Annotated in this window: 14 protein-coding genes and 1 tRNA gene; 8 read left to right on the top strand and 7 right to left on the bottom strand. The window is 50.2% G+C overall.

Annotation, left to right across the window (positions count from 1 at the left end; genetic code table 11):
- Positions 1-76 precede the first annotated feature (76 nt).
- Positions 77-751 carry a coiled-coil domain-containing protein gene (locus tag Mal48_RS20745; RefSeq protein ID WP_197441877.1) on the top strand — a complete coding sequence of 225 codons (675 nt, stop codon included), beginning with the start codon at positions 77-79 and terminating at the stop codon, positions 749-751.
- Entirely contained in the window at positions 748-1,653 is a 906-nt protein-coding gene (locus tag Mal48_RS20740; RefSeq protein WP_231739758.1) for a hypothetical protein, read from the top strand. The genes Mal48_RS20745 and Mal48_RS20740 overlap by 4 nt, the downstream gene beginning before the upstream one ends.
- Before the next feature lie 518 nt (positions 1,654-2,171).
- Here the strand turns inward: Mal48_RS20740 and Mal48_RS20735 are convergent.
- Positions 2,172-2,256, bottom strand: a tRNA-Ser gene (locus Mal48_RS20735).
- 519 nt (positions 2,257-2,775) lie between these two features.
- On the opposite strand from Mal48_RS20735, the gene Mal48_RS20730 reads away from it, so the two are divergent.
- Positions 2,776-3,522 carry a DUF1559 domain-containing protein gene (locus Mal48_RS20730; protein WP_145204291.1) on the top strand — a complete coding sequence of 249 codons (747 nt, stop codon included), beginning with the start codon at positions 2,776-2,778 and terminating at the stop codon, positions 3,520-3,522.
- Positions 3,523-3,787: 265 nt separating this feature from the next.
- Here the strand turns inward: Mal48_RS20730 and Mal48_RS20725 are convergent, their stop codons facing one another.
- From Mal48_RS20725 to Mal48_RS20715, 3 genes are all read right to left on the bottom strand, one after another.
- Positions 3,788-5,371: an ABC transporter permease gene (locus Mal48_RS20725; RefSeq protein ID WP_145204287.1), complete on the bottom strand. Its 1,584-nt coding sequence runs from the start codon at positions 5,369-5,371 to the stop codon at positions 3,788-3,790.
- Between the two features lie 236 nt (positions 5,372-5,607).
- Entirely contained in the window at positions 5,608-6,615 is a 1,008-nt protein-coding gene (locus Mal48_RS20720; RefSeq protein WP_145204284.1) for a sodium:calcium antiporter, read from the bottom strand.
- A 187-nt stretch (positions 6,616-6,802) separates the two neighbouring features.
- Positions 6,803-7,534 (bottom strand): M90 metallopeptidase family protein, encoded by a 732-nt coding sequence (locus Mal48_RS20715; protein ID WP_145204281.1) that lies wholly within the window; start codon positions 7,532-7,534, stop codon positions 6,803-6,805.
- Positions 7,535-7,764: 230 nt separating this feature from the next.
- On the opposite strand from Mal48_RS20715, the gene Mal48_RS20710 reads away from it, so the two are divergent.
- From Mal48_RS20710 to Mal48_RS20695, 4 genes are all read left to right on the top strand, one after another.
- Positions 7,765-8,673: a sugar phosphate isomerase/epimerase family protein gene (locus Mal48_RS20710; protein ID WP_145204277.1), complete on the top strand. Its 909-nt coding sequence runs from the start codon at positions 7,765-7,767 to the stop codon at positions 8,671-8,673.
- Positions 8,670-9,752: a Gfo/Idh/MocA family protein gene (locus tag Mal48_RS20705; RefSeq protein WP_145204275.1), complete on the top strand. Its 1,083-nt coding sequence runs from the start codon at positions 8,670-8,672 to the stop codon at positions 9,750-9,752. Before Mal48_RS20710 ends, Mal48_RS20705 begins: the two co-directional genes overlap by 4 nt.
- Before the next feature lie 115 nt (positions 9,753-9,867).
- Positions 9,868-11,439, top strand: coding sequence for a TrkH family potassium uptake protein (locus Mal48_RS20700; protein WP_197441875.1), 1,572 nt, complete (start codon positions 9,868-9,870; stop codon positions 11,437-11,439).
- A gap of 444 nt (positions 11,440-11,883) precedes the next feature.
- The gene (locus tag Mal48_RS20695; protein ID WP_145204269.1) at positions 11,884-13,287 is read left to right on the top strand and encodes a DUF1598 domain-containing protein; all 1,404 of its coding nucleotides are present in this window, start codon (positions 11,884-11,886) and stop codon (positions 13,285-13,287) included.
- Here Mal48_RS20695 and crcB read toward each other — a convergent pair.
- The 3 genes from crcB to aroF form a co-directional block, all read right to left on the bottom strand.
- On the bottom strand, positions 13,259-13,654 hold the full coding sequence (gene crcB, locus Mal48_RS20690; protein WP_145204266.1) for a fluoride efflux transporter CrcB: 396 nt from the start codon (positions 13,652-13,654) through the stop codon (positions 13,259-13,261). The two genes, Mal48_RS20695 and crcB, sit on opposite strands and share 29 nt — an antisense overlap.
- A 341-nt stretch (positions 13,655-13,995) precedes the next feature.
- On the bottom strand, positions 13,996-15,570 hold the full coding sequence (locus Mal48_RS20685; RefSeq protein ID WP_145204263.1) for a sialate O-acetylesterase: 1,575 nt from the start codon (positions 15,568-15,570) through the stop codon (positions 13,996-13,998).
- Positions 15,571-15,689: 119 nt separating this feature from the next.
- Positions 15,690-16,718: a 3-deoxy-7-phosphoheptulonate synthase gene (aroF, locus tag Mal48_RS20680; RefSeq protein WP_145206465.1), complete on the bottom strand. Its 1,029-nt coding sequence runs from the start codon at positions 16,716-16,718 to the stop codon at positions 15,690-15,692.
- Positions 16,719-17,381: 663 nt separating this feature from the next.
- Here aroF and Mal48_RS20675 point away from each other — a divergent pair.
- On the top strand, positions 17,382-17,876 hold the full coding sequence (locus Mal48_RS20675; protein ID WP_145204260.1) for a hypothetical protein: 495 nt from the start codon (positions 17,382-17,384) through the stop codon (positions 17,874-17,876).
- The last annotated feature ends 159 nt before the right edge of the window (positions 17,877-18,035 follow it).

The following is an 18,035-nucleotide window of genomic DNA, read 5'->3' as shown; positions in this document are numbered from 1 at the left end:
TCTCTTGTTGTGCCTTGAACTCGTCGCACAAAAAACAGTCCAGCAGAATGAAACGTCTCCGGAGAATTCGCGAGACGTGGATCAGATGACTTCAGAGCTCGAAGAATTGCAGGCTCGAATCAGTGAGGCACGCGAAAATCTCATTGCATCTGACGAATTACTTCGATCTGCTTCAGCGATCCCGCTTGCTCAACTCGGCAAAGACATTGAGGGTTTTGAATCTGAGCTTCAACAACTGAATGAGGTCATCGCGGACCAGAAGCAGAAAGTTGCGGAAAGTCTTAACCAAGTTGAAGAAGATGAAATGATGCAAACCGAGCTTGATGCAAAACTAGCTGAGCTAGAGAAATTAAGGTTGCAGCAATCTCGCCTCAAAAATGAAATTGACGAACTGGTCAAAAACGATCTGCCAGTTTATGAATTTGCGAGCGGTCAGCAAAAAAACGGGTTTGTCGTTGTCATCTCGGATAGGAAAATTGAAGTTTCACCGATTGGAAAAGCACCTCATCAAAATATTTTTGAATCGAAGAGTCAGTCGTTCATTAGAAATTTGGCTTGCGAGAAATTTTTGAGTTGGGTCACTACAGAGAACGATTCTTCAAATTATTACTTTCTTGTAATTCGCCCTGATGGCACCGAATCATTTGAGAAGATTTCTAAGTCTTTTGATACACGAAATATTCGTTATGGATTTGATGTTATTGGGCAAAATCAACGTTTTTTCGTTGCTGAAAAAGGTGGTGCACTTTGATAAGAGGAAAGGTACACCATGGCGACAGTTTAGAATTGCTTCTGGACACCATCTGTAACACATTCGGTGGAATTCTTTTTATCGCTCTGCTCGTGGTGATCATGCTCCAATTGAGTAGTCCAGAGATTCAGTCAACCAAAACTGAGGAATTGAGTACCCGGAAACTGGAAGCTCGCCTCATTTCTGCCAGGCAGGAACTGTCCGAACTGTTTGATTTACAAGATGGCCAGAAACAGACTTTGAACTTGCTTGCTCCGACAGACACTAAGAGGCTTGTTCACGAATGGCGGAATCTAAAATCTGAACTACAAAAACAGAAACGGCTGCAACAGCAGCTAGAAGACGAACTACAGTCGAAACAAACTCGGCATGCTCGGTTGAAATCTGAGTATGAGTCTACGCGCCGGGCCATCGCTGATGCCGAACACAATCTTGAATCACTACGCAGAGACCGCATAGCAGAAGAGAAGAAACGGGTGACGGAGATAAAAACTCCGGTCCTTCGTCCCGGGAGAGGAAAGTCAGAAGTTGCCATCGTAATTCAGTATGATCGAGTTTATCTCTGGCACGAATATGATCGATTCGGAATTCGTCGAGGTTTGAATACGAAAGATTTTCTTGCTCTCGGTGTTAAAACCGGTTTTCTGCAGACAACACCAAACCCAATCACAGGCATTCGGTTAGATGGAACTCCTCAATCCATCTCTCAGTTAAGAGATCTGTTGAGCCCGTTTCACCCCAGCGATAATCACTTGGCCATCGTCGTTCGACCTGACTCTTTCGATTCCTTTCATGTTTTTCGAGAATTTGTCTCCGCTCTAGGATTTGAATACAACCTTATCCCAGTCGATTCCGAGGCCCCTGTGTTAGACCGAGGGGGTAAGGATACTCGAGTGCAATGATTTGTACGTGTCCCGAGTTTGGTCTCAAGGGGTGCAAATCCCTGTGAACTGCTCCCCATTTTTGATCCAGATGCTAAAGCATCTTTCGAATTGGTTTGCAGGATCTGCCTCGTGGCGAACAGCATTTTTTAGAACTGATCCTGAAACTTGAAATTGCTCTCTCAAGCGTTGAGAAAAGCGGCTATTCCAGAGGTTTTCGGACTGGTTCTAGAGAAATGCGTTCTTCACGGGCACACGGTCGAGCAAACTGCTGTAGCCGACCACATGGGCCAGGTGACAATCCCCACCCGATCAGTCCACGGCTGACAAGCGTGGGTTAAAAGCGTTGCGCAGAATTTTGCACAGTCTGTCGCACACGTTTTTGTCTCAGAGGAACTTTCAGCGTCTTTGGATGTCGTGCCGGCTGGTGCTGTGAGGGCGGTGGTGAGCCTGAAAGCGGAGGATGCGGTCAACCACAAATGCAAAAAGCGACAGGAGATCACTCATCCTGTCGCTCAGTGTCACAGAAAAATCAAAAGCGGAGAGGGGGAGATTCGAACTCCCGGTCCCTTGCGAGACGCTGGTTTTCAAGACCAGTGCAATCGGCCACTCTGCCACCTCTCCGAATTGTTTCGATATCCATTAAGCTGAACTGAAAAATTGCTCAGCTGGGGGTTGTTTCAGTTCACTGACACCTGAAATCGACACCTGAAGTCAAAACAATGTTCAGGTCTCAGTACATCGCAACAGGGCGTTGTCTGCGGAACTTTATCACAACTCGACATGTTCGCAAACCGAAAACTGTCCTCAGTTCCGACAGTGACGCTCAATCAGCGAGATTCTAATCCGAAAATTGATTCAATTGGCAGTATCCCAGGGTTTTAATCAGGTTTTATGCCGTATTCGACTCCTTTTCAACGTTTTTCAACGGAGTTATCCCCCACGAAAACTGCTTCTTTCTGTGAGCAAACTGAAAATCTTCCAACAATTTTGGTCATCTTTTCGTAAAAACGGGCAACTCATCAAGGGTCACCAATTCAATAGGGCTGAATTTCGTTGGTCATGTTCGGCGAATCTGCTTTGGCGTGTGCCAGTTAGGGGCGCGAACAAGCAATTCGAAAATCAGTATGGAAAGGCGTTTGGATGGCTCAGCACTCTCTATACGACCAGGTAAAACGGCATCGGGATCGATCCGGTCTGACGCTCATTGAATTCTTGGTCATTCTGGCAATTATCGCGGTCATCGTGGCCTTGTCTCTGCCAGCAACGAGGACCTCTCGAGGTGCTGCGAGGCGAACTCAATGCAAAAACAATCTCAAGCAAATCGGAATTGCCATTCACAATTATGCGGAGACGTATCAATCTCTTCCTCCGGCATACACCGTTGATGAACGTGGAAACCGGCTGCACAGTTGGCGGACTCTGATCTTGCCTTTTATTGATCAGCAAGCATTGTACAAAATGATTGACCTTACCAAACCGTGGAGTGATCCAGTCAACGCGCAAGCTCGTGAAACGGTCATCGCTTTGTATCAATGTCCATCAACGGAAGGTCCGCCGACGCACACCGCATATCAGGCGATTGTCGGGGAAGAGAATTTCTTCCACCCGGAACGTTCGCGTCAATTTGATGAAATCAAAGATGGAACCTCAAACACTGTCATGGTCATGGAAACCTTGCCAAAAGATGCAGTGCATTGGATGTCACCAAACGATGTTGATGGGGACTACCTGTCGGCAATCAACGAAGATTCTGAAACGGCACATCGCGGCGGAGGGAATCTGTTATTGGGTAATGGCGCTGTCCGCTTCTACAGCATGTCTGCCCCCTTCGAAGTTCGCCAGGCACTCACGACAATCGATGCCGGGGATGAAGTCGAAGACTGGTAAGTCTCAGAGATCGCTCGTTATTTTCCGTGCCCGTGGAGAGTCCTTTTCAAGTTGATAATTGCACATCACCACGAGGCAGAACGTGTGCGTTCTTTCCAGAAAGGTCCGGGCAGCTTGACCGGATGTTGAGGGGCGACTCTGTCAAGGAAATCTGTATTTGAAGCGTTTTGAAAACGATCAAGATCTTTAGAACTGATCCTGAAACTTGAAAATGCCCTCTCAAACGTTGAGAAAAGCGGCTATTTCAGAGGTTTTCGGACTGGTTCTACGCTTGAGCCGCCTTCTGCTTCAGTTGGAATCCGGTATTGATATGCAGAAACAGCGTGAAGGCAAAGACCACTGCAGCTGCGAGAAATGCGATGAACTGTCCAGCCTGATCGGGAATCGAAACTCCTGAGTAGGCGATCATCAACATGAAAAACAGTCCGATGAAGAGCATTACGAAGTATTGGATGATGCCAGCGGCGAAAATAGCCCACAAACCATTCATCCGGACTGACAACCAGACCACACCATGTAAATACAACAGGATCTGTCCAAGGATGTTCAAAATAACGAGAGACATCTCCAGTGGGCTACTCTGGAACTCTTTCCAGATTGACTGAAGTGGATCCGGGTGAATCAGTAAACCGAGCGACAGGTACGTCAAAACGGGGATGAGGCCCAGCAGTCCACCGATGATTTTTGAATAGGCAAGTTGCCGGATGGAAAGCGGCAACATGACCAGCGAAGAGAGTGTTTTGTCTCGAACCTCTGGATAAAAAACTCTCGCGATAGTCAGCACAAGTTCGAGCGGGAAGAATAGAAAGAACATCACGTTGGTCGAAATCACCGCAGTGTATTCCAGGTTCATTTTACTCCATTGCCAACCTGCAATTGCCAAGGAGATGAGTAGTACCGTCAGACCGTAGAACACAAATTTCCCGATGAGATAGAGATGTCCTCCCGCCCCAAAATAGAACTCTTTCCAAAGAATGGCAGAACCCCAGGCCCGTCGGCGTCTCGATGATTTCTCTGAAGTTTTTTGTGATCGACGCCGGACGGGGGCACTGTCGATTTCGCGATTGAAGAATTGAAAGGTCCGCTGCGACAGTAGGAAAAACACGAGTCCCGTAATCACGTTCACAGCAATCTGCTTCTCAGGAATTCCACCTGAATACCCTGGAGAGAGAATGATGGGCAGCTGAGTTGATATCGATGTGGGCCAAAAGTATCCGAGACCTTGAATCACTTTTAGAGAAATCGGAGTCCAGGACGGATACATCGACAACATCGAAAAGATGCCGTGCAAGATGAGTGGCAAGAGGTGGTACGCCAACACCAGAATCCCTGCCATACCCATGGCACTTGCGGAAGATCGGAAAATGACCGAGCACCACAGTCCGACGCACGCAATAAAGAACGCGTACGCGCCAACTGCCATATAACATGACAGAACCTGTTCAAGGGAAACACCCCCTAAGGTGATTGCAAGCATGCAAAATGGAAGCTGAATAATGAAAATTTGGAACAGCGATAGCATCCTCGGGAGCGATTTTCCGATCAGCAGCGTGAATGGTGAGACATCCGCGATTTGCAGCAGGGCCAGAGTCCGTTCTTCTTTCTCTTCGGTGATCGCTGTTGCAAAAAGCATCGGAACGACAAATGAAGCGAAAACGGTGTTCGCATAAATGATCCAGCCGAACAGCGTCCTTCCCGGAGCCTGAAACCTGAGTTCCGCATGAACGGACATCAGGAAAATAAAAACGAAAAAGCACAGCCCGGCTCGCATCAAGTGCGGAGAAAGATTTCGAGAGTCGACGCGCAAAGCACGAACTGTCAGAGCAAACGTCTTGTTAAGCATCGACATATTGTGAACCAATTAAAGCTTCGAGAAGGAATCGTAACCAACCAGAACGCTGCTGGGAACAACACCGGAGTGACTTCTCTTTTTTCAGTTTTGATGACTGACTGAAATCACAGACTGCGGAGACCGTCTTGATTCCCTCATTGCACTTTATAGATGTTGGTTGCGCAGGTCCCCGGTTCGCCCTGTCGTGTGTCGAAAGACCAGCCTTCACGGTATCTTCCTTACAGTGCGGTCTCCTACTGTGCGAGGCCAATGGTTGGGGGTTGGTAGACCAGGTACAGTGATCCAATCACGAGTAATATGATCATGATGGCATCCGGCTCGAGAAGAAGGATGCCTTTCTTGGCACGATAAAGTAATGAAACGACGGCGACAGTTGTGATCAAGACGACAGACGCAGCCGTTAACGTATGAGTCAGCGAAGCGACAGACAGGATGGGGGAGGCGGAGGCAGCATCGACGATTGAAATAATGAAGATGTTGATGCAATTGCTTCCAAAGATGTTCCCGACCGCCATGTCAAACGCTCCGATTCGGATCGCTGTGTATGTTGCCACAAGTTCCGGCAAAGATGTGATCAAGGCAACGAACACAGTTCCAAAGAACGTTTCGCCAAGTCCTGATTCATGCGCGAGGTGATCCGCTGAGACAGCCAGCTTCGGAGCGGCAAAGAAAATCACTGCTGCGGCAGCGATATAGATTCCGAATGCTTTAACGAGCGATTCCTGAACTGTTTCTGGACTCGAAGCAGGTTCGGGTGTCGATTCTTGCATCTTCTGGTCTTTGTAGATAAGCCGCATGCATCCAAAGTACACCACTGCCACGACCCAGGACCCGACTCCCAAGCGAAGAAATGTGGTTTCGATTCGTAGAAGCAAGCTGATCAGAACGATCGTTGCAAGCAAGACGCAGGTCGCTGCGGAGAGTGCATGGGCGGAGGACATTCGCGAGAGCATCGTCCCTTTCGTGCGGGTCAGCAGGTCCATTAGAGCCAGAATCAACAAATTGAGTAGACAGCTACCGAGAAGTTCTCCAATGGTCAGGTCGAAGGCTTCGATCTTCACTCCGGTCCAGCCGACCATCAACTCCGGCAAGCTGGTTGCTCCGGCAAGCAGAATCAACCCAGCCATTGATCGCCCCAGATTGGTTCCTTCGGCAATGACGTCTGCAGAGCTGGCCAGAAATATGGCTGCGATTACGATCACAACAGACAGGCCGACGAACATAAGTAAGAGTTCAGTCACAGTGGAGCGTTCCGAAGGAAGAATGTGGAGTGGGTATAAAAAAAACGAGATCCAGTAGGTCTGGATCACAAAAAGTCGGCATTTTCTTTGAATTAACGACTCTCGACGGAATTCTAGTCACTCCTGAATTCAACAGCTACACGAATCGACGCCTCAAATTTCCAGCAAGCGGAAGTCGTTCAAAAAATCAGTTCGGTTTCAGCCAAATCGATTGCATCAGTGCATACGTTTCCGGGAGAGCTTCACGAAGTTCCCCGCGAACGAAAGGATAGAAATCGTTTGTTCCCAGAAATGCCTCGCTCATTTCGGCGAAAAATTCTTTTGGATTCGTCAAGGCGTAATGTGTGCGTTGACGTCCGCTGATGTGAAGAACCTGCTCGAATTTTCCGGACTCTTTCATTTCCTCGTAAGCTTGCCGAATGCCGGTGTGTTCCCAGCCGAGGAACTGGTCATGGTAGGCGTGCGCCAGTTCGTGCAAGAGTGCCCAGGGCTGAGCATGTTGAGCGATGTGGTCCACAAAACGCTGAGCTCGAGGGATGTGAACCGACTTGACCATCTTCGGATCGTAACCATGCTCCTTCAGCCAACCGGATCCGGGATGATACTGCATGCTGGTCAGTTCATGGTGAGCATCGATCCAAATGTGGATCGTTTGCAACTGCTGCACTCGCTCCGCAGGGAGGCGAAGTTTGATTTCGAAGAGCTTGTTATCGAGAAGTCGCAACGCAACGTCCCCAAGTGAATCAGCCTGGCCGGAAATGAGTTCTTCATCGACGTGGACCGTCCAGCCTGAAATTGTTCGGACCTGATGCTTCAGTACCTTCTCTCCTGCCACTTCTTGAGCAACACCCGAAGTGCCACACGTTGCAACGATGAGAACAAATGGAATGAGAATCAAAAGAAGTGGGCGAGAAACCATTCGACGCGATCCAGCTTGAGGTGCAAATACTTGAAGTGCATACAGTGATATGCCTCGCATTGTAGGCAATGCTGGAGGCAACACTCTCTTCAGTCAACATTTTCATGCTCACCTACATACACACCTTAATGTCCACTGTTCCGCTTCCTGACAGGGTGGTCGAGGAACCGCCTGCAAATTACTATCTTGAAAAATCAAACTGTTCCTCGACAAATTCGCATTGAAGAAACATGCCACCTAAAATCAGTGCTTTCCCGAAATGTTATCTTGATGAGATCGCTGGTGCGCGAACGATGTCGGTCTTTGACTGGATCGAAATGGCGAAAGGGCTTCCGGCGGATGGGCTGGAGATGTACGACGGCTTTTTCACGAGCACTTCGCGGGAGTATCTCGATCGACTTCGCGATGCGATTCACGCAGCTGGGTTTGTGATGCCGATGCTCTGTTGCTCTCCCGATTTCACAAACCCGGATGCAGAGGGTCGCAAAAAATCGGTCGATCGTGAAATCGCGATGATTCAAGCCTGCCATCACCTTGGGGGCGAAGGGACTGTTTGCCGCGTATTGAGCGGGCAACGGTTTCCGGAAGTGAGCCGACAGCAGGGTATCGAATGGGTTTGTGAATGCTTCGAAGAGTTACTTCCCGTCGCCCGCGAATACGGTGTCATCTTAGGGCTTGAGAACCACTACAAAGATGGATTTTGGAAGTATCCCGAATTCGCACAAAAGCAAGAGGTCTTTCTGGAACTTCTCGCAGCCTTTCCAGAGCGAGAATTCTTCGGCGTTCAATATGACCCATCCAATGCTGTTGTCGCAGGTGATGATCCGATCGAACTCCTCAAGCATGTCGCTGACCGTGTGGTGAGTATGCACGCGAGTGATCGTTACCTCGTGGAAGGAGCGACGCTTGATGACCTGTTGCAAAGTGATGGAACCATCGGGTATTCCGATTCGCTCTTACATGGTGTCACCGGAAAAGGAATCAACGACTATGATGCCATTTTCACAATCCTGGCTGAACATCACTACTCGGGCTGGATCAGCATTGAAGATGGAATGAATGGGCTGGGCGAAATGCGGGAATCGTTGGAATTTCTTCATCGCATGGTCGAGATCTATTTTCCGGAGGGGAATGAATGAGCGGCTTGCGGATTGGAATTATTGGTTGTGGAAAAGTGGGAGACTTACACGCGGTTGCTCTCACTGAATTGCCCGAAGCCAACTTTGTCGCAGCGTGCGATGCTCAGTTCAGTCGTGCGAAGCAGTTCGCAGACCGGTACGGGGCACAACCATTTGATTCGCTGACCGAGATGCTCAAGACCGCCGGGCTGGATGCTGTGATGATTTGCACGCCGCATCCGCTCCACGAAGAACCAACAGTCGCTGCTGCGAAAGCGGGAGTGCATGTCTTGGTTGAAAAACCTTTGGCATCCTCTCTGAAAGCTTGCGATGCAATGATTCGTGCCGCTCAGGATGGGAATGTCAAACTCGGCGTCGTGAGTCAACGCCGGTTGTTCGAACCGGTACAGCGAATGAAGGCGGCCATCGATGCAGGAAAGATCGGCCAGCCGGTTCTGGGGACATTTTCCATGTTCAGTTGGCGGGATCAGGCATATTACCAATCTGATCCGTGGCGTGGAAAATGGGAGACCGAAGGGGGCGGTGTTCTGGTGAATCAGTCGCCGCATCAGCTTGATTTACTCCAATGGTTCATGGGTGAGATCGCTGAGGTCTCCGGCTACTGGGGAAACTTGAATCACCCTTATATCGAAGTGGAAGATACCGCCGTAGCAAACATTCGCTTCCGTAGCGGAGCACTGGGGAATCTTGTGACGAGCCTCTCTCAGAACCCCGGAATTTACACCAAAGTGCATGTGCATGGTTCCAACGGTGCGTCAGTCGGAGTCCAAACCGACACCGGAGCTTCTTTCGTCGCGGGGATGAGTGAAATTGCAGATCCTCCCTTGAATGACGTCTGGTCGATTCTCGGTGAAGAACACCTCCTCAGTCAATTCGAACAGGAAGACCGTGAGCACTTCCAGAAGATCAACGCGACTCAACACTATCACACATTGCAGATTCAGGACTTTCTCCAGGCAGTCTTGAATGATCGCGACCCCATGGTCACCGGCGAAGAAGGACGTGTTGTTGTGGAGCTGTTCACAGCGATTTATCGCTCGAACGAGTTACGCAGGCCGATAGAGTTTCCGCTTCGATAGCGAATCTTGTATGCTCCCTGTTTGTGAACTCTCGCATTCAGCTACTGTTCTGCATACTCTTCGCGAATAAGAGTCGTTTCTTTCTGAAGAAGTTTTCAACAAGATATCGAACACCATGAACTGGTTTGTCGTTGCGCGGATGCTTGGGATGCTCGGCTTGCTGGTCGGCGCATCGATGGTGTTCAGCCTGCCTTGGGCGTTTCCTGCTGTCGGGAAGGTAGAAACGTTTGAGCACGATGGATTCTGGGGCCTGATTGGGGCGATCGCCTGTAGCTTGGGCCTTGGTGGTGGGCTTTACCTTTGGGGACGCTTTGACAAGCACGCGTCGATTCTTCGCAAAGAAGCTTTCGCGACTGTTGGCCTCGGTTGGATTCTGGCAGGTGTTCTGGGAGCGTTGCCGTTTCTGCTTTCTGGAAGTGAAAGTGCTCCCGGTGTGAAACTGACACCGATCGATGCCTTCTTCGAATCGGTCTCTGGATTCACGACCACTGGGGCCTCATTGTTAACAGAACTCGAAGACCCTGATCTTGTTCCTCGCTGTGTAATGTTCTGGCGATCATTCACGCACTGGCTGGGCGGAATGGGAATTATCGTGCTGTTCGTTGCAATTTTGGGGCAACTGGGAGCAGGCGGAAAGGCGATGCTCAAGCGTGAAGTTCCCGGTCCGATTACGGAATCGGTCCGGCCGCGCGTGCAGGAATCGGCGTTGTTGATGTGGTCGATTTACGTCGCCTTGAGCGCTCTTGAAACTGTGTTGCTGATGCTTGCTCATGTCCCCTTGTACGATGCACTTTGCCATTCATTTGGAACCATGGCGACCGGAGGCTTCAGCACGCACAATGCCAGTGCTGGTCACTACAACGGTGGGCCAGTTGAAGCAATCATTCTCGTATTTATGATCCTCGCTGGTGTGAACTTCTCGCTTTATTACCTTGTCTTTCGGCATCGAAAAGCAGAGCTGACCTGGAAGCAGCGAATAAAATTTTTGACCCGCGACCCTGAATTTCGAGCCTACCTAGCTCTCATCGGCGTGACCTCGCTGGTCCTGACGATCAGCTTAATGGCGAACGAAATTTACCCCGATACCCTCACCGCTCTCCGGCATTCATTATTCACGTCCGTGAGTATTATGACGACCACGGGATTCGGTAGTGAAGACTTTTCGAACTGGACGGAGTTTTCAAAAGGGCTCATTTTTCTGCTCATGTTCGTCGGCGGCTGTGCCGGATCGACAGCGGGTGGAATCAAAGTGATTCGTTGGGTGCTGCTTGGAAAGATCTTCTTCCTGGAGATTGAAAAAGCCTTTCGACCGAATGTCGTTCGTCCTGTCCGGCTGGGGAAGTCGGTGATCGATGACCGCGTTCGAAATGACGTCGTCGTTTACTTCTGTATGATCATGGTGATCTTTCTTTCCAGTTGGCTCTTGCTGATTACGATCGAACCGGACGATCTTTGGGCGAAGCATGATGAACATACCGCAGCTGAAAAACTCATTGACTGTGCGACCGCAGTCGCATCAACCCTCAACAACATCGGCCCGGGACTGGGAGTGATTGGCCCCGCAGACAACTACTCCGGATTCTCTCAGCAAGGGAAAGCCCTGCTGACCCTGTTAATGCTGCTGGGGCGACTCGAACTCTTCGCGATTCTGGTTCTCTTTTCACCACAATTCTGGCGAAAGCAATAGAACAACTTTCCCTACCGGACACCCGTGAAGACCACTTCCATGACTCCATAGACTGCTCGCCAACAAGCTGGGGCAGACAACCATGGAAATCAGGACGTGTGGGAGGTGCGGGATGCGAATGGGCGCCAATTGCTCCACTTTTCGAATCCCACATCCCCTTTGAATGTTCTCAGGGATGAAAAGATTTGAAGAACGAGAAAATCGCTGTTTCAAAACAATTCTTCTTCGCGTTTATGAATCGAACGTTGATACGATGAAGTTACGCGCGTTCGCCAGACACTTTCACTTTGAAACGCCAGAGCACATCCAATGGTGCCCTTCTCGTTCTGCTTCGTGAAACCTTGCGTTTACCTTCCAGAACCGTGATCTCACGGGTAGCGAGAGCGATAAAGTGTCGGGAATAACGTGCCGGAACTTCGAACTCAGTTTACTGGAGCCTCGGAAATGCGAACGCCTTTTCTCTGTTTTGCCCTGTCACTTTCTTCGTGCTTCTTGCTCCCTGGCGCAGAACTCTTTGCCCAGTTTGGTGGGAATAATGGTGGAGGCGGCGGATTTCAAAATTTCGGCGGGATCATCATCGATGGCGAAGGGGTTCTGGGGACAACGCGTGAGAAGCGAATCAGTAAAACGGCACTGAGAAAACTTCAGGAAGAATTTTCGAAAGAACAGCTCAACGCGAGCGTGATCGAAGAGTCCGAAGCGAGAACGCTCTCTCTAAAACAACTGGACGCCGCCGTGAAACAGGCTCTTGAAGCGGGGGAAGAAATCCCCGCTTCGCTGCGGTATTTGGCTGGCCTGCAACGGATTGACTTCATCGTTGTCGATCAGGCGAACAACGACATGCTCATCGTGGGGCCAGCAGAAGGATTCGCTCCCGGGCCAAACGGACAACTTGTTGGCCTTTCATCTGGTCGTCCGCCGCTGCAATTGGACGATCTCGTCGTGGCACTCCGTGCGACGCTGGGCGGTCAACCCGAGATGGGAGTTTCGATTGATCCGACCGATGAAAACATGGGCAATCTGCAAAACTATATTCGTCGAAATTCCAATGCCACAACAACATCTGTTGCACAAAGACGTTATCAAATGATGGGGAAAATTCTGGCGAATCAAGTCATTTCGATTTGGGGTGTCCCGGAAGATTCTCATTTCGCGTTGGCTCTGGCAGAAGCAGATTTACGCATGAAGAAAATCGCTCTAGGGACGGAACCCTCTGGAGTGCGAGGAGTCCGCAGCCATCTTTCGCTGCTCATTCCGCAAGGCAACAGTCTTCAGCGTTGGTGGTTCGTCCCCAGTTACGAAAGCATCGGGACGAACGATTCCCGATCGGTATTCGAGATCAAAGGTCAGCGTGCCCAACTGATGGCACAAGAGGAAATCGCCGACGCAAGTGGTCAACGTCGAGATGCCGACTTCACTCGAAAGACGACGGAAAAGTTTGCACAACTCTTTTCCGAGAAGTTTGACGAGCTGGCAAATGCGAATACCGCATTTGCCAAGCTTCAGGGCTTGTACGACCTCTCACTCGTTGCGGCACTCGTGAAATCAGAACGCCCATTCGGAAACGATACAACCGGGATCGCAACTTTATTGAACGATGAACGACTCCCGCTGGAATCGTACCCTGTTCCAAAATTTGTGAAGTCGGCAGCCACGTATCGTAAGTCTTCACGCGGAATGTTGCTTGGGTTGATTGGCGGAGTCACAATTCGCATGAACCAGGTGATCAACAACACGGAAGTTCAACCGCGGCTCTACAGCGAGCGGTTTCAGCCAAATACTGTGACCAAGAATTGGTGGTGGAACAGCGGAGGATCAGCTACTCCCCAAGAGACGCCTCGGCGATAGAGGAGGCAGCGATCGCTTCCCCCAGAACAATTCCGCCCCATACGAAGAGCAACCCAACAATTAAGTTCGCAGCGAGATTCAGCACTCCCATCGAAAGGCTCTCCTGTTTTGACAGGATGACGGACTCATACGCGAACGTTGAAAATGTCGTCAATGATCCCAGAAACCCACCAACGAGAAACGCGCGCACCCTCGGGCTGGGCCAGTCCATTTTAACGGAGAGTGCCAGAATCAGGCCGATGAGAAAGCAGCCTGCAACGTTGACGAAAAACGTCCCCATCGGAAACTTTCGAATCATCCAGGAGCTCAGGGCATAGCGAGTCATCGCTCCCAAACTTCCTCCCAGTGCAACGGCCAGCCAATGCATGTTGATTTTTCAGGTTAGAGCATTTTCAATGCTTCTCGTGTCCGCGAAGTACGTTTTCATAAGCCCATACGCTGATGCCACGAGACAGTACTGTTAAGACGAATTTCAGATTTGCTTGAGAGCATTTCCAATGCCTGTCGTGCCCGTGAAGGGCACTTTCACGACTTCATAGAATGCTCGCCACGAGGCAGTACGTAAAGACCAGTATTGGATTTGCTCTAACGACTGACGAATCATCAGCCCAGAGGGGATACGAAAACCGGGGCGATGAAATCATCTTTTGAATTCACATCGCCCCGGCCATTCTGAGTATCCAACGTCCGTTTACTCTACGTCAGTGACTATGGTGTTACGGCGCCGACTGTAACGCCTTTCCAATCGTCTGATCGGAAAGGATACGCCGGAAGATACGCTGCGTTGTACAGCGTCCCTTGTGGGTTGTTTGCCCAGTTGTATCGGACAGCGACCGGTTCTTTGACTTCCGGGCTGGAGACTTCAACTGTGTTGGCACTGGTGATTTTCGCAGTTCCCCAAACCCATTGCTTGTCTTTGCCAGCAATCGCGAATCCAGTCAACGGCTCATTGTAGTAGGAGACCAATGGAGAGCCCTGGTTTTCGAAGGTTACAATCACTTTGTTCCCTTTGACTTCCATCGACTTGTAGGTTGGTCCTGATCGTGTGATGGACTTCATTCCGTGGATATCGACGAGTGCCAAGCGTGCGAGTCGTTTAGCAACGTTCTGTTTGTCTTTGGGGTGAATGTCCTTCGCGGCTCCGATATCGGTGATGCATACCGCATCAACATTCGGAATTGCATCGCCAGCCATCACCTGAGCTTCTCTCAACTCTGCCCAGGCACTTTCTTCGGGTTTATCCGTGATGGCCATAAAGTTGGCAAGTTGAACTTGATAGAAGTGGAAGTCCCCCTGTCCCCAGGCATCTCGCCAACTTTGAATCATCGTCGGCATTAACGTGCGATATTGTTCTGCGCGTCCTGCGTTCGATTCTCCCTGATACCAGATTGCTCCTCGAATCGCGTACGGAGTCAACGGAGCAACCATTGCGTTGTAGAGAGTGCTGTAGTGATGCCGATCTTTGCGTGGCGGCCCCTGCATTTGTGGTCGTCTTGGTGCTCGCTTTCCGGCGGCCTTTGCTTTGGCTGCCCGTTCGGTCCAGCTTTTCATGGCAGTATCAAACTGAGCCTTCGCCTTGGCAGCATCATATTTGGCTGCCCGTTCATCCCAAGCGTCAACAATTGGTTTGAGGGCTTCTGTTTTCGCCATGGCTTCGGGACTGGTCCAAGCCTCTGCTCGTGTTCCACCCCAGGCAGTCATGATCACACCAACTGGCACGCGCAACGTGTGGTGCAACTGTCGGCCGTACAAATATCCAACAGCTGAGAACGAGGAAACGTTGTCTGGAGCAGCAGTTCGCCATTCGGCGTTGACGTCTTCTTGAGGAGTTTCAGCAGTGGTCAATGGAACCTGAAAGAGTCGAACATCAGGATCTTGAGCCGCAGCGGCTTCAAGGTCGGCATCGAGACCACGGGCGATCGACCAGCCCATGTTGGACTGACCGCTGCACACCCAGACTTCCCCAACAAGGACATCTTTGAATTCAAGCTTGTTCTTGCCAGCGACAGTCAATGTTCCTGGCTGACCGACTTTGAGCGGCTTCAGTTTGACTTGCCATTTCCCGTCGTTCCCAGCTTTCGTTGAGACTTTTTGGTCGCGAAACGAGACAGTCACTTCTTCACCAGCATCAGCCCATCCCCAGACAGGGACATCTATCTCTCGCTGAAGGACCATTCCTGACCCGAAAATAGCAGGCGTTTTGACGTCCGCAGTCGCTGTGGATGCCAGCAGGCTGCACAACAAACTACTCAGTAAAGTCAGTCGAATTCTGTGAGTGCTCATCAATTCTCCTCTGAAGTCTTGGTCAGGATGTGAATCGTCTACGCAAGTGCCCTGTCCTCAATTGGGGCACTCTCCAGCTTGTCCCCAGTCCATCGGGTTTCCGGACAGGTGACAGGTCCTTAAGGTGTTGTGGCAACTTTTTTATTGAAGACTTGAGCAAGTTCCTGGATCTGCTTCGCGAGTTCGGTGAACTGGTTTGGCAACAGTGCCTGTGGACCGTCGCTCATCGCTTTTTCCGGGCAACTGTGCACTTCGATATGAATTCCATCCGCTCCTGCAGCGACCGCTGCCAGCGCCATGCTGGGGATCAGATCGGGACGACCGGTCGCGTGGCTGGGATCAACGACAATCGGCAAGTGTGAGAGTCCTTTGACATTCGGAACCATCGCCAGGTCGAGCAGATTGCGTGTCGAGGAATCGAAGCTGCGAATCCCACGTTCACAAAGAATCACCTGCTTATTCCCATGAGCGATGATGTACTCAGCAGACATCAGAAGGTCCTGGACGGTGGCGCTCATTCCGCGTTTCAGCAAGACTGGCTTGTCGGTTTTTCCGACTTCCATCAGGAGGTTGAAGTTCTGCATGTTGCGAGCACCGACTTGCAGGATGTCGGTGTACTGGTCGATCAAATCGACCTGTCGCGGGTCCATCACCTCAGTGACGACAGGCATTTTCGTTTCGTCGCCGACTTCTCGAAGAATCTTCAAACCCTCTTCGCCAAGCCCCTGGAAGCTGTACGGGCTGGTTCGAGGTTTGAAGGCTCCTCCTCGCAAGACATTCGCACCCGCAGCTTTGACCTCTTTAGCGATTTCGAGAAGGATTTCGGGTCCTTCAATCGCACACGGTCCCGCGATGAGAGCCATGGACCCACCGCCAATTTTCACACCGTGACCAAGCTCGAAAACGGAATCCTCTTCGTGGAATTCGCGGCTGGCAAGTTTGAAAGGTTTCAGGACAGAGAGGACATCCTCCACACCGGCAATTGCTTTGAGCGGGGCGTTTCGCAGTTCGTCTTCTTCACCAATGACGCCGAGCAGAGTCCGTTGAACTCCTCGGCTCAGTTCGTAACGAAAGCCCATCTCTTCAATTTTTTGACAGATGTGCTGTAACTGTTCCTCGGAAAAGTTGGGCTTCAGGACAATAATCACTATGTTTTTCCAGTATTCAGGGAGTCGTAGCACGTTGTTTGTGCCAAGTTGGAGTGAGCTTTAGAAACGCTAACAATTCTATTGAAATCGTTGTCATTCACTGGAATGACGGTCACTTGTACAGGTTTGCCAGAATGAGCCAGAGGCTACTCCGGAAGACCTTGTCATGAGTGATTGACTCAATATTTAAGAGCCGAAATTGTTAGAGTGACGAAATTCGAATTTAAAAAACAATTCTTAGACAGCTGGTTGCACGAGGGCATCTTGATGCAGATTTGAAGAAACTCGGCAGGGAGTTCATTCAGAATCGAACGTCAATTTCCAGTGCAGATTGTAACCCACCGTGCATGGAGCTTCGACCGTGGAATGTTCAGAACCGGGGCCAGTCTTCCATTTTTTCAAAAAATGGAGAAGTTGAACCACGCAGCTCCTGATCGAGCAGGAAACGACCCCGAACGGTTTTTCGAGCAAGCATCGCAGCCGTGAATGCCGACTCTCCCTATGAAATCCCGCTCGACATCACTCGGCTGCTCTGGTTTGCCACCTGACATTCACAGCTCGGTGATGCAGTTGTATCATGGGGCAGTTGTATGATGAGATGACAAATTATGAGATCACCACAGTTCTGGAATATCTTTCGAGCAGGTGATCACGTTCTGCGACGTGGCGAACAGCCAATTCACTGGTAAAACTGGCTCAAAACTGGCTCAAAACGGGCTCACGGGAGAGCAAACCGCTTTACCGATTCTCAAATTTACACGTCAGGGATTCATGAACAATCAGACAGGACGAACAGATCACGATTTGCCGATCTCGCCGCTGAGCGACTGGATTGGATCGGTCTTGTTAGCAGTGAATACTCTGCTCACAGTGATCGGCTCGATCATGATTTTTCGATACAGCAGGATGGCGACCAAGGTTTTTGAAGATTTTGATTTCGAAGTCCCCGCGTTGACTCAGCTGACCATGAGCGTTCCCTTCGCTGCGATTTTTCCCTTACTGGGAATTTTGGGAATAGTCGTGCATCTGGTTCTTAGGAAGAGTCGCAACAAAGTCATTTGCCAGACGATCATCTTTGTGCTGATTCTCGCCTTAACGACCCTGTTTGTTGTGACAGCCCTGCCAGTGATGTCCCAACTCATCAACTCGTTGGAGTAGTCCCATTTCGGGGTCCACGGATACGTTCGCTTTCACGAAGAGCGTCATACCCTCTGAGGCATGACGCTCTCTTCACTGATTATTCATGAGCTTTTCACAGGCTTTTTACCGGGGTTCTGCAAGGATTTTGGAGGCATTTCACTTGCTTTTACTGCCATT

Origin of the sequence: Thalassoglobus polymorphus (assembly GCF_007744255.1) — a bacterium.
GTDB lineage: Bacteria > Planctomycetota > Planctomycetia > Planctomycetales > Planctomycetaceae > Thalassoglobus > Thalassoglobus polymorphus.
This window is presented reverse-complemented; position numbering and strand designations above follow the sequence as displayed.